The sequence below is a fragment of the Tistlia consotensis USBA 355 genome (genome assembly GCF_900177295.1).
In the GTDB taxonomy this organism is placed as follows: Bacteria; Pseudomonadota; Alphaproteobacteria; order Kiloniellales; family DSM-21159; genus Tistlia; species Tistlia consotensis.
The window spans coordinates 1-20,534 of record NZ_FWZX01000024.1; the positions used below are offsets into that span (position 1 = coordinate 1).

General features: G+C 73.3%; 20 protein-coding genes and 1 pseudogene. 11 read left to right on the forward strand and 10 right to left on the reverse strand.

Annotation, left to right across the window (positions count from 1 at the left end):
* A pseudogene (locus tag B9O00_RS33155) lies at positions 1-346 on the forward strand (IS481 family transposase); the annotation flags it as partial.
* Between the two features lie 133 nt (positions 347-479).
* Here B9O00_RS33155 and B9O00_RS22840 read toward each other — a convergent pair.
* Both B9O00_RS22840 and B9O00_RS22845 read right to left on the reverse strand, forming a co-directional pair.
* A complete protein-coding gene (locus tag B9O00_RS22840; RefSeq protein ID WP_085125059.1) occupies positions 480-1,238 on the reverse strand; it encodes an SDR family NAD(P)-dependent oxidoreductase in 759 nt (252 codons plus the stop codon).
* Positions 1,239-1,299: 61 nt separating this feature from the next.
* Positions 1,300-2,247: a diacylglycerol/lipid kinase family protein gene (locus tag B9O00_RS22845; protein ID WP_085125060.1), complete on the reverse strand. Its 948-nt coding sequence runs from the start codon at positions 2,245-2,247 to the stop codon at positions 1,300-1,302.
* A gap of 170 nt (positions 2,248-2,417) precedes the next feature.
* Between B9O00_RS22845 and B9O00_RS22850 the strand changes: the two genes are divergently transcribed.
* Both B9O00_RS22850 and B9O00_RS22855 read left to right on the forward strand, forming a co-directional pair.
* The gene (locus B9O00_RS22850; RefSeq protein ID WP_085125061.1) at positions 2,418-3,323 is read left to right on the forward strand and encodes a UDP-2,3-diacylglucosamine diphosphatase; all 906 of its coding nucleotides are present in this window, start codon (positions 2,418-2,420) and stop codon (positions 3,321-3,323) included.
* On the forward strand, positions 3,323-4,333 hold the full coding sequence (locus B9O00_RS22855) for a glycosyltransferase family 4 protein (protein WP_085125062.1): 1,011 nt from the start codon (positions 3,323-3,325) through the stop codon (positions 4,331-4,333). The genes B9O00_RS22850 and B9O00_RS22855 overlap by 1 nt, the downstream gene beginning before the upstream one ends.
* Before the next feature lie 61 nt (positions 4,334-4,394).
* On the opposite strand, the gene B9O00_RS22860 is transcribed toward B9O00_RS22855, so the two are convergent.
* On the reverse strand, positions 4,395-5,348 hold the full coding sequence (locus B9O00_RS22860) for a DUF1176 domain-containing protein (protein ID WP_143596324.1): 954 nt from the start codon (positions 5,346-5,348) through the stop codon (positions 4,395-4,397).
* Between the two features lie 187 nt (positions 5,349-5,535).
* Here B9O00_RS22860 and B9O00_RS22865 point away from each other — a divergent pair, with 187 nt between their 5' ends.
* Genes B9O00_RS22865 through B9O00_RS22880 form a run of 4 tightly spaced genes read left to right on the forward strand, consistent with a single transcriptional unit; the run spans position 5,536 to position 10,011 of the window.
* Positions 5,536-7,356 (forward strand): ABC transporter ATP-binding protein, encoded by a 1,821-nt coding sequence (locus B9O00_RS22865; RefSeq protein ID WP_235017181.1) that lies wholly within the window; start codon positions 5,536-5,538, stop codon positions 7,354-7,356.
* A 14-nt stretch (positions 7,357-7,370) separates the two neighbouring features.
* Positions 7,371-8,129: a lysophospholipid acyltransferase family protein gene (locus tag B9O00_RS22870; protein ID WP_085125065.1), complete on the forward strand. Its 759-nt coding sequence runs from the start codon at positions 7,371-7,373 to the stop codon at positions 8,127-8,129.
* A 12-nt stretch (positions 8,130-8,141) separates the two neighbouring features.
* The gene (gene lpxK, locus B9O00_RS22875) at positions 8,142-9,119 is read left to right on the forward strand and encodes a tetraacyldisaccharide 4'-kinase (RefSeq protein WP_085125066.1); all 978 of its coding nucleotides are present in this window, start codon (positions 8,142-8,144) and stop codon (positions 9,117-9,119) included.
* Entirely contained in the window at positions 9,100-10,011 is a 912-nt protein-coding gene (locus B9O00_RS22880) for a lysophospholipid acyltransferase family protein (RefSeq protein WP_085125067.1), read from the forward strand. The genes lpxK and B9O00_RS22880 overlap by 20 nt, the downstream gene beginning before the upstream one ends.
* A gap of 221 nt (positions 10,012-10,232) precedes the next feature.
* Here B9O00_RS22880 and xseA read toward each other — a convergent pair whose 3' ends face one another.
* Complete coding sequence (xseA, locus tag B9O00_RS22885; RefSeq protein ID WP_085125068.1) at positions 10,233-11,720, reverse strand: exodeoxyribonuclease VII large subunit; 1,488 nt, start codon at positions 11,718-11,720, stop codon at positions 10,233-10,235.
* A 330-nt stretch (positions 11,721-12,050) separates the two neighbouring features.
* On the opposite strand from xseA, the gene purD reads away from it, so the two are divergent.
* Complete coding sequence (gene purD / locus B9O00_RS22890; RefSeq protein WP_085125069.1) at positions 12,051-13,325, forward strand: phosphoribosylamine--glycine ligase; 1,275 nt, start codon at positions 12,051-12,053, stop codon at positions 13,323-13,325.
* A 22-nt stretch (positions 13,326-13,347) separates the two neighbouring features.
* Here purD and B9O00_RS22895 read toward each other — a convergent pair whose 3' ends face one another.
* The 4 genes from B9O00_RS22895 to B9O00_RS22910 form a co-directional block, all read right to left on the reverse strand.
* Positions 13,348-13,665 carry a hypothetical protein gene (locus B9O00_RS22895; protein WP_085125070.1) on the reverse strand — a complete coding sequence of 106 codons (318 nt, stop codon included), beginning with the start codon at positions 13,663-13,665 and terminating at the stop codon, positions 13,348-13,350.
* Positions 13,662-14,363: a class I SAM-dependent methyltransferase gene (locus B9O00_RS22900; RefSeq protein ID WP_085125071.1), complete on the reverse strand. Its 702-nt coding sequence runs from the start codon at positions 14,361-14,363 to the stop codon at positions 13,662-13,664. The genes B9O00_RS22895 and B9O00_RS22900 overlap by 4 nt, the downstream gene beginning before the upstream one ends.
* A complete protein-coding gene (locus B9O00_RS22905) occupies positions 14,360-15,514 on the reverse strand; it encodes an aminotransferase class I/II-fold pyridoxal phosphate-dependent enzyme (RefSeq protein ID WP_085125072.1) in 1,155 nt (384 codons plus the stop codon). The genes B9O00_RS22900 and B9O00_RS22905 overlap by 4 nt, the downstream gene beginning before the upstream one ends.
* Positions 15,515-15,663: 149 nt before the next feature.
* Positions 15,664-16,257 (reverse strand): DUF6615 family protein, encoded by a 594-nt coding sequence (locus B9O00_RS22910; RefSeq protein WP_143596325.1) that lies wholly within the window; start codon positions 16,255-16,257, stop codon positions 15,664-15,666.
* 199 nt (positions 16,258-16,456) lie between these two features.
* Here B9O00_RS22910 and B9O00_RS22915 point away from each other — a divergent pair, with 199 nt between their 5' ends.
* A complete protein-coding gene (locus B9O00_RS22915; protein WP_085125074.1) occupies positions 16,457-17,299 on the forward strand; it encodes an HTD2 family dehydratase in 843 nt (280 codons plus the stop codon).
* On the opposite strand, the gene B9O00_RS22920 is transcribed toward B9O00_RS22915, so the two are convergent.
* Positions 17,296-17,997 carry a class I SAM-dependent methyltransferase gene (locus tag B9O00_RS22920; protein ID WP_085125075.1) on the reverse strand — a complete coding sequence of 234 codons (702 nt, stop codon included), beginning with the start codon at positions 17,995-17,997 and terminating at the stop codon, positions 17,296-17,298. The two genes, B9O00_RS22915 and B9O00_RS22920, sit on opposite strands and share 4 nt — an antisense overlap.
* Before the next feature lie 10 nt (positions 17,998-18,007).
* Entirely contained in the window at positions 18,008-19,093 is a 1,086-nt protein-coding gene (mutY, locus tag B9O00_RS22925; RefSeq protein ID WP_085125076.1) for an A/G-specific adenine glycosylase, read from the reverse strand.
* 41 nt (positions 19,094-19,134) lie between these two features.
* Between mutY and B9O00_RS22930 the strand changes: the two genes are divergently transcribed.
* Both B9O00_RS22930 and B9O00_RS22935 read left to right on the forward strand, forming a co-directional pair.
* Complete coding sequence (locus B9O00_RS22930; protein ID WP_085125077.1) at positions 19,135-19,635, forward strand: DUF721 domain-containing protein; 501 nt, start codon at positions 19,135-19,137, stop codon at positions 19,633-19,635.
* 241 nt (positions 19,636-19,876) lie between these two features.
* On the forward strand, positions 19,877-20,530 hold the full coding sequence (locus B9O00_RS22935) for a DsbA family protein (RefSeq protein WP_085125078.1): 654 nt from the start codon (positions 19,877-19,879) through the stop codon (positions 20,528-20,530).
* The last annotated feature ends 4 nt before the right edge of the window (positions 20,531-20,534 follow it).

Here is a 20,534-nt window from a genome sequence, read left to right on the forward strand (position 1 = left end):
CAACCTGGAGCGGCCGCACGAGGCGATCGGCATGAAGGTCCCCGTCGAGCGCTACCAGCCCAGCCGGCGGGCCTTGCCCGAGCGCCTGCCGGCGATCGAGTACGAGCCCGAGGACGTCGTGCGCTGGGTCGACCAGAACGGCTGGATCAGCTACCGCGGGCGGCGCCGCAAGATCGGCAAGGCCTTCCGTGGCACCCCGGTCGCCCTGCGCCCCACCCAGATCGACGGACGCCTCGACATCTTCTTCTGCCATCAGAAGCTGGCGTCCCTCGACCTCACCGAGCAGACTGAGCTCAAACCCGTCCACAATGTCCCCGAACGGGTGTCCACTATGTCCCCGGTCTGAACAGCCTGTCGAAGGGTGAAGCGAAAGCGGCCCCGGCCGTGCCGGGTCGGCTCGCGCTTCGCGCCGCGCTACGCGCGGTTCGACAGGCTCACCATGAAGCCGATTGGGCGCGCGTGGCGTGGAGTGTCGCCCCTCACTGCATCCGCATGCCGCCGTCGAGGCGGATGGTGTCGTTGCTCATCATCGGGTTGCCGACGATGGTCATGACCAGCGAGGCGAACTCCTGGGGCGTGCCGAAGCGCTTCGGGAAGGGCGTCTGCTGGGCCAGGTTGTCCTGGACGTCCTGGGGCATGTTGAGCAGCAGCGGCGTGCCGATCAGGCCCGGCGCGATGGTCATGACGCGCACGCCGAAGCGCGCCAGCTCGCGCGCCGCCGGGGTCATCATGCCGATGATGCCGGCCTTGGAGGCCGAATAGGCGGCCTGGCCGACCTGGCCCTCGAAGGCGGCGATCGAGGCGGTCGAGACGATGACGCCGCGCTCGCCGTCGGCGTTCAGCGGCTCGGCGGCGGTCATGTCGGCGGCGGCCAGGCGCAGCAGGTTGAAGCTGCCGATCAGGTTGACCTCGATGACCTTCTTGAAGGCCTCGAGCGGCATCGGGCCCTCCTTGCCGACGATGCGCTTGGCCGGCGCGATGCCCGCGCAGTTGACCAGCACCCGGCAGGGGCCGTGGGCCTCGCGCGCCCGGGCCACGGCGGCCTCGGCGGCGGCGGCGTCGGACACGTCGCAGGCCAGGCCCAGGCCGCCGATCTCCTTGGCGACGGCCTCGGCGGCCTCGCCGTTGAGGTCGAGCAGCGTCACCTTGGCGCCGGCGGCCGCCAGCGTGCGCCCGACCGCGGCGCCCATCCCCGACCCGCCGCCCGTGACGATCGCGCCCAAGCCCTTGACGTCCATGACTTCCGCTCCTCGCTGTCCTGTTGGCGGGGCGCGATATAGCAGAGCCCCGGCGAGGGGGCTAGCGTCGGGGCGGGAACACCAGGTTGAGGGCGTCGGGCAGCACGCGGATCGCGGCCGGCAGCGAGGCCAGGATGTCGCCGTCGCCCTGGATCGGGTCCTCGGCCGGGCCCTGGATCGAGACCTGGCGGCCGGTGACGATGCGGTAGTCGGGCAGGCGCGGCAGCAGGCCGAGCAGCAGGGCTGCGGCGTACTTGACGGCGTGCAGCCGGCCGGTCCGGCCGAACAGGCAGACCTCCAGGCTCGGATCGTCGAGCAGGGCGTCCGGGGCCAGCACGTAGCGGCCGCCGTAGAAGTGGGCGTTGCAGGCGACCGCCGAGGCCGCCGTGAAGACCTCGCCGTCGACGGTCACGCGGTAGAGCGGGAAGTCGTAGACCGCGAGCTGGCGCAGGGTCTGCCAGACGTAGGCCAGCTTGCCGATCCGCTTCTTGAGGCGGCCGTCGACCTGGGCGACGACATGGGCGTCGAAGCCGACCCCGGCCATCAGCGTGAAGGCGCGGCCGTTGGCCTCGCCGAGCGCGATCGGGCGGGCGGCGCCCTGGAGGATCATGCGGGCGACCGCCGCCGGCCGGGTCGACAGGCCGATCTCCTGGGCCAGCACGTTGGCCGTGCCGAGCGGCAGGATCGCCAGGGGGATGGTGCGGCCGCCGGCCTGGTTGGCGAGCAGGCCGTTGATCGCCTCGTTGATCGTGCCGTCGCCGCCGGCCACGACCAGGCGGTCGCAGTCGTCGCGGGCGAGCGCGGCGGCGTAGGCCTCGGCGTCGCCGCGCCGGCCCGTCGCCAGCTCCTCGATGCGGGCGCCGGCCCGGTCGAGCCGCTCCAGGACCGCGCCGTAGCGGCGCCAGCGCGCGCCTCCGGCGGTCGGGTTGTGGATGATGCGCAGGCGCAGCGGCCCGGCGGCCGGCGAGACGGGCGGAAAGAAACGCGGTCGGTAGTCGCTCGGTCTCATCTGGCGGTGATTACTTGTCGTGCGAACGGTTGCAGTTTTGTTTCCTTGGTGTGTATCTTTGCTTAATATTGTGCTTTTCGGTGGAGTCGCGCGCGATATCTTGATATAGCCGCTCTGGAGAAGTCGGGCAACGGCCGGATTTCCCACAGAGACTGCGACGAGAACGGCGCATGCAGGCCAGTCTTCGAAGTCAACGCTATCGGACGATCTTCCTGTCCGACATCCACCTCGGCACGCGCGGCTGCAAGGCCGAGTTCCTGTTGGACTTTCTCAGGTTCAACGAGGCCGAGACGATCTATCTGGTCGGCGACATCTTCGACGGCTGGCGCCTGCGGCGCTCCTGGTACTGGCCGCAGGCCCACAACGACGTCGTCCAGAAGCTGCTGCGCAAGGCGCGCAAGGGCGCGCGGCTGATCTACCTGCCCGGCAACCACGACGAGCTGCTGCGCGCCTACACCGGCCGTCACTTCGGCGGCGTCGAGGTGATGAGCGAGGCGATCCACGAGACCGCCGACGGCCGCCGCATGCTGGTGCTGCACGGCGACGCCTTCGACGGCATCGTCACCTACGCCAAATGGCTCGCCCGGCTCGGCGACTGGACCTACAACCTCGCGCTGACCGTGAACCACTGGTTCAACCTCGTCCGGCGTCGCTTCGGCTTCGGCTACTGGTCGATGTCGGCCTGGCTGAAGGGCCGGGTCAAGAACGCCGTGCAGTTCATCGACCAGTACGAGCAGGCGGTCGCCGAGGAGGCCCGCCGGCGCGGCGTCGACGGCGTGATCTGCGGCCATATCCACAAGGCCGAGCAGCGCATGATCGGCGAGGTCCTCTACATCAACGACGGCGACTGGGTCGAGAGCTGCACGGCCCTGGTCGAGCACTTCGACGGCCGCCTCGAGATCCTCAACTGGGCGGAGCTGCGCAACTTCTCGATGCTCGAGGCGGCCCGCGCGCTGCCCGAGCTGGAGGAGGAGGACGTGGCCCAGCCGGCCGCGGCCGCGCGCAGCGGCCTGGCCGACGGGCCGCAGCGCGACCTGGTGGAGGTGCTGCGGCGCCGGCTCGAGACCGCCGGCTGATGCGCATCCTGCTCGCCACCGACGCCTGGTTCCCGCAGATCAACGGCGTGGTGCGCACCCTCAGCCGGGTGGTCGAGGAGCTGGCGGCGCTGGGCCACGAGATCGAGGTGGTCCATCCCGGCCGCTTCCGCACCGTGGCCTGCCCGACCTACGCGGAGATCCGCCTGGCGGTGCTGCCCAGGTCCGGCGCGCTGGCGATCATCGAGGAGTTCCGGCCCGAGGCCGTGCACATCGCGACCGAAGGCCCGATCGGCTGGGCCGTGCGCAGCCTCTGCCTCGCCCGCAAGCTGCCCTTCACGACCAGCTACCACACGCGCTTTCCCGAGTACGTCTCGGCGCGCATGCCGGTGCCGACGGCGCTCGGCTACCTGGTGATGCGCTGGTTCCACCGGCCGTCCAGCGGGGTCATGGTCGCCACGCCGAGCCTGCAGCGCGAGCTCGAGGGCCGCGGCTTCCGCAACGTCAAGGCCTGGTCGCGCGGCGTCGACACCGAGATGTTCAAGCCGCGCAACGATCCGGCGGTCGACCTGCCGCGGCCGGTCTACCTCTACGTCGGGCGGGTCTCGGTCGAGAAGAACCTGGAGGCCTTCCTCGGGCTCGACTTCGCCCTCGGCAGCAAGCTGGTGGTCGGCGACGGCCCGCAGCTCGCCGAGCTGAAGGGGCGCTTCCCCAAGGCGCACTTCGTCGGCGCCAAGCAGGGCGAGGAGCTGGCCCGCCACTACGCCTCGGCCGACGTCTTCGTCTTCCCGAGCCGCACCGACACCTACGGCCTAGTCATGCTCGAGGCGCTGGCCAGCGGCCTGCCGGTCGCCGCCTTCCCGGTGCCGGGCCCGCTCGACGTCGTCGACGGCCACGGCATCGGCGTGCTCGACGAGGATCTCGCCTATGCCGTCGAGCGGGCGCTGGCGATCCCGCCCGAGCGCTGCCGGGCCCACGCCCTCAAGTTCTCCTGGCGCGCCTGCGCCGAGCAGTTCCTCGGCAACCTGCAGCCCTTCGCGGCGGCGGCGTAGCCCGGCTTCCGGCCCCGGGGCGGGGGGGGCCGGCCCCGGGGCCAACGGACCGCGACGCTGCTCAGTTGCGCTCGACCGTCCAGCGCAACTGGTCGGGATCGCGGCTGATGCGAAGCGCATCGCAGCGGCCGTCGTCGATCTTCAACACCGGGCAGCGCTGGCCGGTCTCGACCGACAGGGTCGCGTCGATGCCGCAGAGCCCGTCCTGCCGCTCCGAATCGACCGGGAAGGGGCCGATGCGCTCGCCGCTGGCCGCGGCGAAGAGCGAGATCTCCGGCGGCTCCTGGCCGTCGTCGAGCCCCAGCACCCAGCGGTCGGTGGCGCCGTCGCAGCCCGCCTCCGCCGCGACCAGGCTGCCCGCCAGCCAGGCGAGCTGGGGCGAATCCGCCTGCAGCCGGGCCAGCGTCTGGGCGGCCTGCCAGCTGCGGTCGGCCGGCCGGTGCGCCTTCAGCCAGGTCCCCGCCACGGCCGGCCAGTTGTTCGGGTCGGCGTCGGCCTCGCTCGGCGCGTCGGGGCAGTCCGGCTGGCTGCGATAGTCGAGGGCGACCGGCAGCGGCTGGGACAGGTCCCAGACGATCCGCTCGCCGCAGTCGCCCAGGCCGCGCGCCTTGGTCGTCAGGGTCAGGCTGTCGCCGTCGACGTCGGCCAGGCCGACCAGCTCGGGACGCCAGGCCAGCGTCGCCTGGTCCTGCCAGACGATACGGAAGGGGAAGAGCAGCGGCAGGGCGGTCAGGATGCCGGCGTCGTCGCCGCGCACCCGCCAGGCGCGGTAGCGCAGCTGGTAGGCATAGCTCTCGCAGGCCGCAAGCAGCAGCCAGTCGTTCCCGTCGAGCCGCGCGACCTTGAGCGGCGACGGCGGCATCGCCTCGGGCTGGCAGCCCTCGGGCCAGTCGACGCGCTCGCTCCAGGCCGCGAGATCGCCCTGCTGCAGCGCCGGCGGCAGCTCCATGGCCCGGCCGACGGCCGGCAGCAGCAACAGCGCCAGACCGAGCAGCGCCGACAAACCGTTCCTCATGCCCTTCTCCCGCCCGGTCGCTCCGCCGCCGGATCGCAAGCCTAGCGCCTGCAGGCCCCTGTCGGCCATGCGCCCTTTGCCCGCTGGCCTCCGGACCGGGGACGCCGGCCCTGCGCCCTTTGCTTGGTTCTGCCGCTGCGGCCATGCTAGACCACGCGCTCCCGAGACAGAGGCTTTCCGAGGGGCCGTGAGCGAGAAGCACAAGGCCAAGGTGCGCTGGGACGAGTCGACCAGGGTTCTGGTCGGCCGGCTGTGGCGCGAGCATGTCCGCCGCTACCGCGGCCGGATCGCCGTGGCGATCGTCTTCATGGCGCTGGTCGCCGGCTGCACCGGCGCCATGGCGCAGCTGATGGACCCGATCATCAGCTACGTCTTCTCCGAGAAGAACGCCGACCTGCTGTGGGCGATCGCCGGCGCCGCGCTGGTCGTCTTCACGGTGCGCGGCTTCGCCGCCTACGGCGAGTCGGTGCTGATGAGCCAGGTCGGCTTCCGGGTCGTCGCCGACCTGCGCCAGCGGCTCTACGAGCGCCTGATCCGCGCCGACGTCGCCTTCTTCAACGAGATGCCGCCGGGCCAGCTCGGCGCGCGCTTCGTCAACGACGTGCAGCAGCTGCAGAACACCGTCTCCCACGTCTTCACCGGCCTCGGCCGCGACTTCCTGACCGCCCTCGCGCTGGTCGCGGTGATGTTCTACCAGAACTGGATCCTGGCCCTGATCGCCTTCGTCGCCTTCCCGACGGCGATCCTGCCCGTGCTGCGCATCGGCAAGCGGATGCGCCGGGTCTCGGGCAACACCCAGCACCAGATCGGCCTGCTCTCGACCCTGCTCGACGAGACCTTCCACGGCGCCCGCCACGTCAAGGCCTACGGCATGGAGGGCTACGAGTCGGAGCGGGCGCGCGCGCGCATCGACGAGGTCTACGCCCTGCAGCTCAAGGGCAGCCGGGTACGCAACGTCACCCAGCCGCTGCTCGAGGTGCTCGGCGGCCTGGCGGTGATCGGCGTCATCCTCTACGGCGGCAACCTGGTGATCGCCGGCGACCAGGGCCCCGGCTCCTTCGCCGCCTTCATCACCGCCGTGCTGCTGGCCTTCGAGCCGGCCAAGCGCGTCGCCAAGCTGAACAACAACCTGCAGGAGGGCCTGGCGGCGGCCCAGCGCGTCTTCGAGCTGATCGACTACCAGCCCGAGATCGTCGACCGGCCGGGCGCGCGGCCGCTCGCGCTGGACGGCGGCGCGGTGCGCCTGGAGGGCGTCCGCTTCGCCTACGACGGCGCGCCGGAGGCGGCGCTCGACGGCCTCGACCTGGAGGCCCGCGCCGGCCAGACCGTCGCCCTGGTCGGCCCTTCGGGCGCCGGCAAGTCGACCGTGCTGAACCTAGTTCCGCGCTTCTACGACGTGACCGCGGGCCGCGTGCTGGTCGACGGCCAGGACGTCCGCGACGTCACCCTGGCCTCGCTGCGCCGCGCCGTCGCCTACGTCAGCCAGGAGGTCATGCTGTTCGACGACACGGTGCGCGCCAACATCGCCTACGGCCGCATGGAGGCGTCCGAGGCCGAGCTGGTCGCCGCGGCCGAGGCGGCCGGCGCCGACGGCTTCATCCGCGAGCTGCCCCAGGGCTACGACACGCCGGTCGGCCCGCGCGGCAGCAAGCTCTCCGGCGGCCAGCGCCAGCGCATCGCGATCGCCCGGGCGATGCTGAAGAACGCGCCGATCCTGCTGCTCGACGAGGCGACCTCGGCGCTCGACAGCGAGAGCGAGCGCCACGTCCAGCAGGCGCTCGGCAAGCTGAAGGAAGGCCGCACGACCCTGGTCATTGCCCACCGCCTCTCGACCGTGGTCGACGCCGACCTGATCCACGTGCTCGACAGGGGCCGGGTGATCGAGAGCGGCAGCCACGCCGAGCTGCTCGCCAGGGGCGGCGCCTACGCCCGGCTCTATGCCCTGCAGTTCGCGGACGAGCCGGCGCCGCAGGGCGAGGCCCGGCCGGTCGCCGTGGCCGGCGAATAGCGGACCGCGCGCCGATGAGTCTCGCCAAGCGTTTCGCGCGCTCGGACCGGGGCCGCCGCCTGCTGGCCGGCGCGATCGCGCTCTACATCCGCCTGGTCCACCGCACGACCCGCTGGGAGCGCGAGCTGCCCGAGGCGACGCGGGCGCTGATCGAGGGCGGCAGGCCCTGCGTCGTCGCCTTCTGGCACGGCCGCATGCTGGTCATGCGCGGCGCCTGGACCGACCGCCCCGAGCGCCTGCACGTGCTGATCTCGGGGCACCGCGACGGCCGGCTGATCTCGACGGCCCTCGAGGGGCTCGGCTTCCCCTCGGTCTCCGGCTCGAGCCGGCGCGGCGGCGCGACGGCCCTGCGCGCCATGGGCCGCGAGCTGGCCCAGGGCGCCTGCGTCGCGATCACGCCGGACGGGCCGAAGGGGCCGCGCATGCGGGTCAAGCCGGGTGCGATCAAGGCGGCCCAGCTGGCCGGCGTGCCGATCGTGCCGGTCAGCGGCTCCGCGCGCCCGGCCCGGCTGCTCGATTCCTGGGACCGCTTCCTGCTGCTGCGGCCCTTCGGCCGCGCCCGCATCGTCTGGGGCGAGCCGCTCGCGGTGCCGCGGCGCGCCGGCGAGGCCGAGCTCGAGGCCCTGGCCGAGGAGCTGGAGCGCCGCCTGATCGCGCTGACCGAGCAGGCCGATCGCGCCTGCGGCCAGGTCCCGGTCGCGCCGGACCCGAGACCGGCGCCGCGCGCGACGGCGACCATCGGGCGGAGGGCGCCCCTGGCGCCCGCCGACTAGGGACTCCCGGCCTTGCGCGCGCCCGACTTCTGGAGCGGACGGGGGGCGCTGTCGAGCCTGCTGCTGCCGCTGGCGCTCGGCTACGACCTGGCCGGCTGGCTGCGCTGGCGGGTCGTCAATCCGGTTCGGCTGCCCGTCCCGGTGATCTGCGTCGGCAACCTGACCGCCGGGGGCGCCGGCAAGACGCCGACCGTGCTGGCGCTGGTCGAGCTGCTGGCCGAGCGGGCGCTCGCCGTCCATGCCGTGACCCGCGGCTACGGCGGCCGCGAGCGCGGGCCGCTCAGGGTCGATCCGGCGCTGCACGACGCGGCGGCGGTCGGCGACGAGCCCCTGCTGCTGGCGCGCGCCTGCCCGACCTGGGTGGCGCGCGAGCGGGCGGCTGGTGCGCGGGCGGCCGCGGCGGCCGGCGCCGAGGTGCTGCTGCTCGACGACGGCCTGCAGAATCCCGGTCTCGCCAAGGACCTGGCGCTCGCGGTCGTCGACGGCGCCGCCGGGCTCGGCAACGGCCGCGTCCTGCCGGCCGGGCCGCTGCGCGAGAACCTGACCCGGGGCCTCGGCCGGGCCGACGCCCTGCTGTCGGTCGGCGGGGACTGGGCGCCGCCGCCGGCCGCCGCCGGCAAGCCGCTGCTGCGCGCCGAGCTGGTCGCGGAGACGGCCGGCGCGTGGCGCGGCCGGCGGGTCCTGGCCTTCGCCGGCATCGGCCGGCCGGCCAAGTTCTTCGACACCCTGGCCGGCCTCGGCGCCGAGCTGGCCGGCACCCGCGCCTTCGCCGACCACCACCCCTACACGGCCGCCGACGGCCAGGCGCTGCTCGCCGAGGCCGGACGGCTCGGCGCCGAGCTCGCGACGACGGAAAAGGACTTCGTGCGCCTGCCGCCGCCGCTCGCCGCGGTCACTCGGGTCTTGCCTGTGCACCTGCGATGGCGCGACAAGCGGAAGATCGACGCGCTGCTGGAGCGAGCCCTGGCCGATGGCCACCCCCAACCGTGACAAGTTCCTGACGAAGTACCTCCGCTATCCGGTCGAGGCGGCCTTCGCCTTCGCCTTCATGGGGCTGTTCAAGATCCTGCCGCTCGACTGGGCCTCGGCCTTCGGCGGCTGGCTGGGCCGGACCGTCGGGCCGCTGCTGCCGCTGTCGAAGCGCGCCTGGCGCAACCTCGAGCTGGTCTTTCCGGAGATGCCGGAGGCGCGGCGCCGCGAGATCGTCCGCGCCATGTGGGACAACCTCGGCCGCACCGCCGCCGAGTACCCGCACCTCGACACGATCAGCGATCCGAAGACCGGGCGGGTCGAGATCATCGGCGCCGAGCTGGTCAAGGGACCGGCCTCGGAGGGCCGGCCGGTGATCATCGCCGCCATGCACCAGGCCAACTTCGAGGTGTCGGTGGTCACCGCCGGCGCCCAGGGCATCCCGATGGTCGGGATCAGCCGGGCCGCCAACAACCCGCTGGTCCAGAAGGTCGCCGAGAAGATGCGCGGCGTCACGCCCGGCAAGCGCATCCCCAAGGGCGCCCAGGGCGCCCGGGCGCTGATCGCCGAGATGCAGAAGGGCTCGACGATCGGCGTGCTCAACGACCAGAAGTTCAACGAGGGCTTCGAGGCGCGCTTCTTCGGCCTGCCGGCGATGACCGCCGACGGTCCGGCCCAGATGGCCCTGCGCTTCGCCTGCCCGATCGTGCCCTCGCGCCTGGAGCGCCTGGGCGGCGCGCGCTTCCGCATGACCATCGAGCCGACGCCGGCCTTCACCCCGACCGGCAACAAGCGCGGCGACGCTCAGGCCCTGACCCAGGCGATCAACGACCGCTTCGAGGCCTGGGTGCGCGAGCGGCCCGAGGACTGGCTCTGGCTGCACCGCCGGTTTCCGAAGAGCTACTACCGGTAGGGTGGCGGCTTTCCTCAACCGTCGCCGCCACGCTCCCCTCCGTCATCCTCGCGAAAGCGAGGATCCAGAGAAAGGCGCCTGGAGCGCGGACGGACGACCGTCCGCGTGGGTGGAACCATCCTCTGGATCCTCGCTTTCGCGAGGATGACGAAATGGGGGGACGGAGAGAGAAGCGGACGACGGCGGTAGAGAAAGGGGACGGCTGCGAGAGGTCTCGCCCCCTACAGCAGCCGCTCCTGCGTCGGCGCAGCGGGTGGCGGCGCCTTCTTCCTCGGCGTGCCGCCGCCGCCGGCCACGGCCGGAGCGCGGCCGTCGGCGAACTGCAGCTCCAGGGCCTCGCCGGCCGCGAGCTGGGCGGCGCGGGTGACCAGGCCGTCGGGGCCGTGGACCACCGCGAAGCCGCGCTCCAGGGTCTTCTCGTAGGACAGGGTCTCCAGGCGCGCGCCCCAGGCCTCCAGGGCGTCGCGGGCCCTGGCGAGCTGGCGCTCGGCGCAGAGCGGCAGGCGCGTGCCGGCCTGGACCTCGGCGAGCGCGCGCCGGGCCGGCAGGGTCAGGCGCGGCACGACGCCCTCCAGGCGGTGCCTCAGCTCCGCGAGGCCCCGCTCGGCATAGGCGATCTGCTGGCGCGGGTGCGGCAGGCGGGCGCCGAGCTCGGCGGCCCGCGCGGCGCGGGCCTGCAGGAAGCCGCGCCAGGCGAGCTCCAGGCGCTCGATCCGCTCGTCCAGGGCCTGGCTCTTCTCGCCGAGCAGGCGGACCGGGTCTGGCAGGCCGCGGCCCAGGCTCTCGACCGCCGTGCGCCGCTCGGCCAGCAGGCGCTGGCCGGCGCCGAGCTTGCGCCGCTCCAGGTCGAGCAGTGTCGCGACCAGCTCGCCGCGCACCGGCACGGCGATCTCGGCGGCCGCGGTCGGCGTCGGCGCCCGGCGGTCCGAGGCGTAGTCGATCAGGGTCGTGTCGGTCTCGTGGCCGACCGCGGAGATCAGCGGGATCGCCGACTCGGCCGCGGCGCGCACCACGACCTCCTCGTTGAAGGCCCAGAGGTCCTCCAGGGAGCCGCCGCCGCGCGCCACGATCAGCACGTCGGGCCGCGGCACCGCCCCGCCTTCCGGCAGGGCGTTGAAGCCGCGGATCGCGCGGGCGACCTGCTCCGCCGCGCCCTCGCCCTGGACCAGCACCGGCCAGACCAGGACGTGGCGCGGGAAGCGGTCGGCGAGGCGGTGCAGGATGTCGCGGATGACGGCGCCGGTCGGCGAGGTGACCACGCCGATGACCTCGGGCAGATAGGGCAGCGGCCGCTTGCGCGCCTCGGCGAACAACCCCTCCTCGGCCAGCCTGCGGCGCCGGTCCTCGAGCAGCTTGAGCAGCGCGCCCTCGCCGGCCAGCTCCAGGCTGTCGATGACCAGCTGGTACTTGGAGCGGCCGGGGAAGGTGGTGATGCGGCCGGTCGCGACGACCTCCATGCCGTCCTCGGGCCGGAGGCCGAGGCGCGCCGCCGTGCCCTTCCAGCAGACCGCGTCGATCGCCGCCTCGGCGTCCTTCAGCGTCAGGTAGAGGTGGCCCGAGGCGGCGCGCTTGAAGCCGGAGATCTCGCCGCGCACGCGCACCCGCTCGAAGCGGTCCTCGAGGGTGCGCTTGATCGCCCGGCTGATCTCCGAGACGGAGAGCTCGGGCAGGTTGCCGGGGGTGGCTGCGGGGAGGTCGAGATCGGTCATGGCTTCTTTCTAACAGATTCCTCTCATGAGAGGATCGTGGATGTTGAAGCACTCATGACCGCGGAGCGAACCATGACTTCTCATGACTTGGCGCAAGATGGGCTCTCAGTTCTCAAGAAGGCAATATGCCAGTATCTTGGAGAAAATCCTGAGGGAAGGACTAATTCTCAGATCTCCAGAGACCTGGGGATTCAATCTCATCAAAACGGCAACCAACCAAATTATTTAGCATGGTCTGTCCTGGGTCTTCTAATGGAAGAAGGTCGCGTTTGTCGGGATGGCAGGCTATACCGACGCCGACAGGACTAGAAGCATAGAGAGATAACTCGCATGAGAATCCTGGTGGTCGGCGGCGGCGGCCGCGAGCATGCGCTCTGCTGGGCGATCGCGGCCTCGCCGCTCTGCGAGAAGCTGTGGTGCGCGCCGGGCAACGCCGGCATCGCCGAAGAGGCCGAGTGCCTGCCGATCGCGGCCGAGGACATCGACGGCCTGGTCGAATTCGCCGTCGAGCAGCAGCTCGACCTGGTTGTCGTCGGCCCAGAGGGGCCGCTGGTGCTCGGCCTGGTCGACCGGCTCGAGTCGGCCGGCATCAAGGCCTTCGGGCCGAGCGCCGCGGCGGCGCGCCTGGAGGGCTCCAAGGGCTTCATGAAGGATCTCTGCGCGCGCCACGGCATCCCGACCGCGCGCTACGGCCGCTTCTCCGACCCGCAGGCCGCCAAGCGGATGGCCCGCGAGCTCGGTGCGCCGGTCGTGGTCAAGGCCGACGGCCTGGCCGCCGGCAAGGGCGTCACCGTCGCCGGGACCCTGGACGAGGCCGAGCGGGCGATCGAGGAGGCGCTGGTCGGCGGCCGCTTCGGCGCGGCCGGCCACGAGGTCGTGGTCGAGGAGTTCCTGGCCGGCGAGGAGGTCTCCTTCTTCGCGCTCTGTGACGGCGAGCGGGCGCTGCCGCTGGCCTCGGCCCAGGACCACAAGCGCGCCTTCGACAACGACGAGGGCCCGAACACCGGCGGCATGGGCGCCTACTCGCCGGCGCCCGTCCTGACGCCGGCGCTGCAGGCCCGGGTCATGGCCGAGATCGTCGAGCCGACGGTCGCCGCCATGAAGGCCGAGGGCGCGCCCTTCAAGGGCGTGCTCTTCGCCGGCCTGATGATTGCGGCCGACGGCACGCCGCGGCTGCTGGAGCACAACGTCCGCTTCGGCGATCCCGAGTGCCAGGCACTGATGCTGCGCCTCAAGAGCGACCTGCTGCCGGCGCTGATCGCCGCGGCCGACGGGCAGCTCGCCAGCTTCGACCTGCGCTGGTACGACGAGGCCGCCCTGGTCGTAGTGCTGGCCGCGAAGGGCTATCCCGGCCGCTACGAGAAGGGCACGGAGATCCGCGGCCTGGAACGGGCGGCGCAGGTCGAGGAGGTGACGATCTTCCACGCCGGCACCAGCTGGTCCGAGAGCGGCGCCCTGACCGCGACCGGCGGCCGCGTGCTCGGCGTCGGCGCGCTCGGCGCGACCCTCGCCCAGGCCCGCGACCGTGCCTACCAGGCGGTCGAGCGGATCGACTGGCCCGAGGGCTTCTGCCGCCGCGACATCGGCGGGCGGGCGCCGAGGTGAGGGCGCAGGACGACCTGCGCCGTCACCCCTGAGCCGGCCGGCTGCGCCCGCGCCAGCCGCCGCGGCGGCCGCGGGCCGGCGGCTCCGCCGAGGCGGCCTCGCGCAGCAGGGCGATCAGGCGGCCGCGCGGGTCGTCGGGCGGCGGGCCCTCGGCGAGATCGTAGGCCTCGAGCAGGCGCGCCGCGGCGGCCTTCATGTCGAGGCCGTCGGGCAGCTTCAGGGTCCAGGCGAGCAGCAGGTCCTGGGCCGGGCCGGGGAACTCGGGGCCCATGCGCAGCACCTCGAGCACCAGGCCGCCCGGGTCCTCCGGGGCCGGCCGCTCGGGCAGCGGCGCGCTCATCGCCGGACCAGCAGGTTGGCGCGCATCGGCTGGGAGAAGACCCAGCCCTTCTCCGTCTCGCGGCCGAGCGCGCGGAAGGCCTTCTCCCAGTCGCTGCGGATCGCGGCGATCTGCGGGGCCCGCCTGGGGTCGACCTTCTCGAAGTCCCGCGCCGCCGCCTCGAAGTCGGCATAGACGACCTCGGTGTCGTAGAAGAGCTCCCGCTCCTGGCGCCAGCCGGGCCCGTCGGCGGCGCGTCGCAGGGCCGCGTAGGCCTCGGCGCGCACCGCCCTCTCGTCGTCGATCGGCCTGCCGAACTCGTAGGAGGCGCCCTCGGCGAGCGGCTCGACGATGCAGAGCCGGCCGTCTGCGGCCAGCACCCGCTGCGCCTCGGCCAGGGCCCGATCCATCAGGGCGGCCGGCACGTGGTGCAGCGAGTTGAAGAAGATCGCCGCGTCCTGGCTGCCGTCGGCCAGCGGCAGGGCCTCGGCGCCGGCCGTCAGGTAGCGCTCGTCGGCCAGCCGCGGCTCCGCCTCGGCCTCGGCGACCCGCGCCGCCTGCGGCTCGACGCCGGTCATCCGGGCGCCGCGCCTGGCCAGGGCCCGGACCAGCGAGCCCGAGCCGCAGCCGATGTCGACGATCCGGCTGCCCTCGAGCGCCAGCAGCTCGCCCAGCACCTCGGTGTGGCGGCGCTTCGGCAGGTTCCCCGCGGCGCTCATTCCGCCGGCTCCAGCCGCTCTTCGCCGAGCGCCTCCAGCGCGTCGGCGAAGAGCGGCGCGAAGGCGGCGCGCTCCTCCTCGGTGCCGACCGTGACCCGGACGTAGCGGTCGAGCGGCGGCTGGCCGGGCCGGCGCACGAAGACGCCGCGCTCGCCGAGCAGCTCGACCATGCGGATCGAGCGCCCGGCGCTGCCCAGGTCGAAGGCGACGAAGTTGGTCAGCGACGGCAGGGTCGGCAGGTCGAGGCGCTGGCCCAGGCGCCGGTAGTCCTCGCGGCCTTCGGCGACGCTGCGCACGACCGTGCCGGCGAAGGCCTGGTCGTCGAGCGCGGCCGCGGCGGCGAGCTGGGCCAGCCGGCCGACGCCGAAGTGCAGGCGGATCTTGTCGAAGGCCGCGACGATCTCGCGCGCCGCGACGGCGTAGCCGACCCGCATGCCCGCCAGGCCGTGGGCCTTGGAGAAGGTGCGCAGCCGGATCAGCCGCGGGTCCTCGGCCTCGACCGGCAGCAGCTCCTCGGCCGGTGCGAACTCGGCATAGGCCTCGTCGAGCAGCAGCAGGCAGTTCTCCGGCAGGCCCTCGAGCAGCGCCGTCACGGCGTCGCGGCCGTGGAAGCTGCCGCTCGGGTTGTCCGGGTTGGCGAGGTAGAGCAGCTTGGCCCGCTCGCGGCGGGCCGCGGCCAGCAGAGCCTCCAGGTCGTTGTCGCCGGCCTCGCGGTAGGGCACGAAGACCAGCCGGCCGCCGTAGCCGTTGACCTGGTAGTTGAAGGTCGGATAGGCGCCGAGCGAGGTGACGACCGCCTCGCCGGGCTCGACGAAGGCGCGCACGATCAGGCCGAGCAGGCCGTCGATGCCCTCGCCGACGACCAGGTTGCCGCGCGTCACGCCGAGCCGGGCCGCCAGCGCCTCGCGCAGCTCGTGGTGCTCCGGGTCGCAGTACCAGTTGGCGCGCTCCGATTCCCGGTGCAGCACGGCCTGGACCCGCGGCGAGACGCCGAAGGCCGACTCGTTGGCGCCGAGGCGCAGCGCGAAGACGCCGCCGCGCCGCCGCTCCAGGGTCTCCGGGCCGACGAAGGGCGTGGTCGCCGGCAGCGCCTCGAGCAGGCCGGTGAAGGCGGGGCGGAGGAGGGGGGAAGGGCGCGGGGCCTCGGACATCGCGCGGCTTTCTGCTGTCGTACGGTTTCGAGGGGGCGATGGGCGCGCCGCATCAGTCGACGCGCCGCGACCGCACCCTCGGCGGACAGCTTTATGGCACGGGCGATCTCCGGTTTCGAGAGGCGAAGGCGGGGGTGGCCGCCGGGCGATCAGCCGAGCCCGACCTCGTTCGCGAAGGCCGAGAGCGGCTGGTAGAAGCTGCTCTTCTTCAGCGCCGCCAGCGAGGTCTTGCCCTGGGACACGAGGGTCTTCACGACGTCCGCCGGCAGCCAGAAGATGCCGTTGTCGGCGCTGCTCAGCGGATTGAAGTTGTAGAAGAAGTAGTAGGCCTTGGCGAAGCCGCCCTCGTCCTGCGCCTCCTCGTCGATGCCGGCCGTCGTCTCCAGCAGCAGATCGACCTGCAGCTTGCCGGTCGATCCGACCGTGTGGTCGAGCTCGTCGTACTGCAGGGTCAGGGGGTTGAGCCGCTTGGCCTGGATCAGGAACAGCTTCTTGCCGCCGCTCGCCTTGTCGATCCAGATCAGGTCGGCGCCGGTCTTCGGCTCGTTGGGGAAGGACGGCACCAGGACGTCTGGGTCCTGGTCCTGCACCGTGCCGACCATCAGGGCCGTGAAGCCCTCCTCGCGCAGGGCGCCGAGGCTGAGCTGGAGGGTCTGCATGAGCTTGGCGACGGCCGTGCTCGCCGCGGTCAGGGCGGCCGCGAGCTGCTGCGTCGGCGTCTGGGTCGGGGGCTGGTCGGACATGCTTGTCTCCTTCGGTTCCGCGGCGGCGGCCGGGCGCGGGCTCTGCGTCAGGGCACCGATCAGCAGCGGCGCCAGCCAGTCCGTCATTGCCGCCTTTCCCCTCGCTCCGCTCCGCCGCTAAGCTTCGCGCCCGAAGCCAAGACGCGAGAGGAGCCAGCGGCGTGACGCGAGCAGAGGAACCGGGAGCGGCGGGCGGCCGATGAGCGGGGATTTCCAGGACTGGATCGGGCGCGAGCGGCTGGCCGAGGACCGCATCGACCTCAATCGCGCCGAGGGGCTGCGCGTCACGCTGGAGAGCCCGGACCCGGCCTTCGCCGAGGGCCGGCCGCTGCCCGAGCTCTGGCACTGGGCCTATTTCTGGGAGTTCCCGCCGCTCTCCGGAGTCGGGCCGGACGGCCATGCGGCGCGCGGCGAGTTCCTGCCGCCGCTGCCGCTGCCGCGGCGCATGTGGGCCGGCAGCCGCCTGACCTGGCACGCGCCGCTGCCGGTCGGCGCGGCGGCGCGGCGGACCTCGACCATTCTGAAGGTGGAACAGAAGACGGGGCGCAGCGGCCGCCTCGCCTTCGTGACGGTCGGCCACCGCATCGAGGGTCCCGGGGGCCTGGCGATCGAGGAGGAGCACGACATCGTCTACCGCGAGGCCGCCCAGCCCGGCGCGCCGCCCGCGGCCGGCCCCGCGCCGGCGCCGGCGGAAGCGCCCTGGCGCCGCGAGATCCGGCCGACGCCGGTGCTGCTGTTCCGCTACTCGGCGCTGACCTTCAACGGCCACCGCATCCACTACGACCAGCCCTATGCGACCGGCGTCGAGGGCTATCCCGGCCTGATCGTCCACGGCCCCCTGCTGGCGACCCTGATGGTCGACCTGGCGCGGCGCGAGGCGCCGGGGCGCCGGATCGCCGGCTTCGCCTTCCGCGCCCGCTCGCCGATCTTCGACACCGCGCCCTTCGCGGTCTGCGGCGCGCCGAGCGGCGACGCCGCCGCGGTCTGGGTCGCCGGCCCGCAGGGCGAGCTGGCGATGCAGGGCGAGGTGACCTTCGGCTAGCGGCGCCCTCTCTGGCCCGGCCTGCGGGCGGCGATCACGGCGAAGCGCTTGTCCTGGAACGGGCAGGCGACGGCCTCGAAGCCGAGGTCGCGCAGCCAGCCGAGCTGGCGCCCGAGCGGCGCGCAGCGGTCGTGCGCCATGCGTGCCTGCGCCGCCGTCAGGTCCTTGTTGGTGACCCCGGCCGCCTTGACCCGGAGCAGCCAGTCGAGGGCCCAGTCGCGCTCCTCGGCCTCGCTGCCGCCCAGCACCTGCTCGGCGTTGACGAAGACGCCGCCGGGCCTCAGCGCGGCGAGGACCCGGCCGTAGAGCGCCCGCTTGCCGGCATCGTCCAGGTGGTGGACGGCGAGCGCCGAGACGACCGCGTCCCAGGGGCCGCCGAGGGCATCGGTGGCGAAGTCCAGGCTGCGGAACTCGGCGAGCGGATCGCCGGCCAGGCGCTCGCGCGCCCGGGCCAGCATCTCGGCGCTGCCGTCGGTGACGGTCAGGCGCGCCCTGGGCAGGGCCTGGCGCAGCATCGCCGAGAACAGGCCGGTGCCGGCACCCAGGTCGAGGATCGCCGGCGACTCGGCGGCGGCGAAGGGCAGGGCGGCCAGCGCCGCCCCGTAGAAGCCGTCAAAGCAGGGGATCAGCTGGCGCCGGGCCCGGTCGTAGTCGCCGGCGTCGGCGCCGAAGGCGCGGGTCACCTCGGGCGTGCTCATCGTCTCTCCGTCACGCGAGGCCGTGGCGCAGCAGCTTGCGCATCACGGTCGGCAGGGCCTCGCCGGCGAGGCCGTCGATCGGCACCCAGCGCGCGCCGGCCGGCGAGTCGGTCGCCGCCGGCAGCTCCGCGCGCCAGACCCCCAGCTCCAGGTGGAAGTGGGTGAAGGTGTGGCGCACCAGACCGGGCAGCGCGTCCCAGGCGGCCGGCAGCGGGGCGCTGCCCAGGGCCTCGGCCTCGGCCCAGGACTCGGTTCGCCAGTCGGTCGAGGGCAGCTCGGCCATGCCGCCGAGCAGGCCCTTGTCGGGGCGACGGCGCAGCAGGACGCGGCCGTCGGCGCGCCGGGCCAGGAAGGCGACGCCGCGCCGGGTCGGCCTCTCGGCCTTCGGCGCCTTCGCCGGCAGGCGCTCGGCGATGCCCAGGGCACGGGCGCGGCAGTCGGCTTCGAGCGGGCAGAGCAGGCACTTCGGCTTCGCCGGCAGGCAGACCGTGGCGCCCAGGTCCATGGCGGCCTGGGCGTAGTCGCCCGGACGCGCGCTCGGGGTCAGGGTGGCGGCCAGGCGGCGCAGCTCGGGCTTGGCGCCGGGCAGCGGCTCGGCGACGGCGAAGAGCCGCGCGACGACCCGCTCGATGTTGCCGTCGAGCGGGCTCGCCGGCCGGTCGAAGGCGATCGCGGCGACGGCGGCCGCGGTGTAGGCGCCGACGCCGGGCAGGGCGAGCAGCGCCGCCTCCTCGTCCGGGAAGGCGCCGCCGTGGCGCTCGACGACGGCCCGGGCGCAGGCGTGCAGGTTGCGCGCGCGGGCGTAGTAGCCGAGCCCCGCCCATTCGGCGAGCACGGCGTCAAGCGGCGCCGCGGCGAGCGCCGCGACCGTCGGCCAGCGCGCCGTGAAGCGCTCGAAGTAGGGGCCGACCGTGGCCACGGTCGTCTGCTGCAGCATGATCTCGGACAGCCAGACCCGGTAGGGGTCGGGCGTCTCGCCCGGCCCGGCCCGCCAGGGCAGCCGGCGGCGGTGGCGGTCGTACCAGGCGAGCAGCCGGCCGGCGACCGTCTCGGCCGTCGGGCTGTCGGGCTGCGGCGGAGGTGGCCGGCTGTCCATGGGCTCCTCTATACTGGCCGCCGCCAGCAGCGGGAACCGCCTTGCGCAAGGACGACGACGAGACCAGGGGCCGGGGCCTGCGTGCCCTCGGTGTCATGGTGCCGGGCCTGACCCGGCCCCTGATGGCCCGGCGCAGCCGCGCCGAGGCGACGCTGATTCTCGACTGGCCGCAGATCGCCGGCCCCCTGGTCTCGGCGCGCAGCCGGCCGCTGCGACTCGCCTTCCCGAATCCGGCCGAGCGCCGCGACGGCGTGCTGACCCTGACCGTCGAGCCGTCCTTCGCCCTCGACCTGCAGCACCTGACCGGCCCGCTGGTCGAGCGCATCAACGGCCACTTCGGCTATCGCCTGCTGGCCGGCGTCAAGCTGGTCCAGGCTCCGCTGCCGCGCACCGCCGCGCCGGCCGCCACGCCGCGGCGCGCGCCCCTGTCGGCCGCCGAGTCGGCCCGGGTCGCGGCGCGCACCGCCGCCGTCGAGGATCCCGAGCTCCGCCAGGTGCTGGAACGGCTCGGCGCGGCGGTCTACGCCGACCGTTCCGAGTGACCGGGAGGTGGCCGGCAGCGCCCCGCTTGACGCCCTTGTGACTGGCGGCCGGCCGCGACGCTTGGCATCAGCAGGGCGGGCACCGGAAGGCGCTACAAGGCCGGGCGGACTCGGAATGCGCGACGACAGACGCCATGTCGGGCGTTGAACGTCAGGACGGCGGCAGGCCGGCCTTGTGGATATCTCCGGGCTTGAGCAGGGCGGTCGCCTTGCTTAGCATCAACATATAGTAGGTGAGACCATGAAACGCAGGACGATCTTGTTGGCGGCCCTGGCCGCTCCGCTGCTTCCGGCCGGCCTGGCGATGGCCCAGGACGCGAGCAAGAGCGAGTCGGGCACGGCCGCCCCGGCCTTCGATCCCAAGGTCGTCCATCCCGACGATCACGTCATGGGCAAGGCCGACGCGCCGGTCACGATCTTCGAGTACGCCTCGCTGACCTGCCCGCACTGCGCGCACTTCTCCAAGGAGGTCCTGCCCAAGGTCGAGAAGGACTGGATCGACACCGGCAAGGCGCGCCTGGTGTTCCGCCACTTCCCGCTCGACAAGCTGGCCCTGCTCGCCGCGGTGACCGCCGACTGCCTGGGCTCGGACAAGGCCTTCTTCGCCTACATCGAGATGCTGTTCGCCGACCAGGAGACCTGGGCGCGGGCCAGCGACCCCCTGGCCGCCCTCGGCCAGCGCGCTGCCCTCGCCGGCCTCGGCCACGACCGCTTCGAGGCCTGCATCAAGGACCAGAAGGCGATCGACGCCCTGCTGCAGCGGGTCATCGCCGGCCGCGACACCTTCAAGATCGAGGCGACCCCCACCTTCATCATCAACGAGCGCAAGGTCGAAGGCGCCCTGCCCTACGACGAGTTCTCCGCCGAGCTCAAGAAGGCTTACGGCGGCGCGTAGCGGC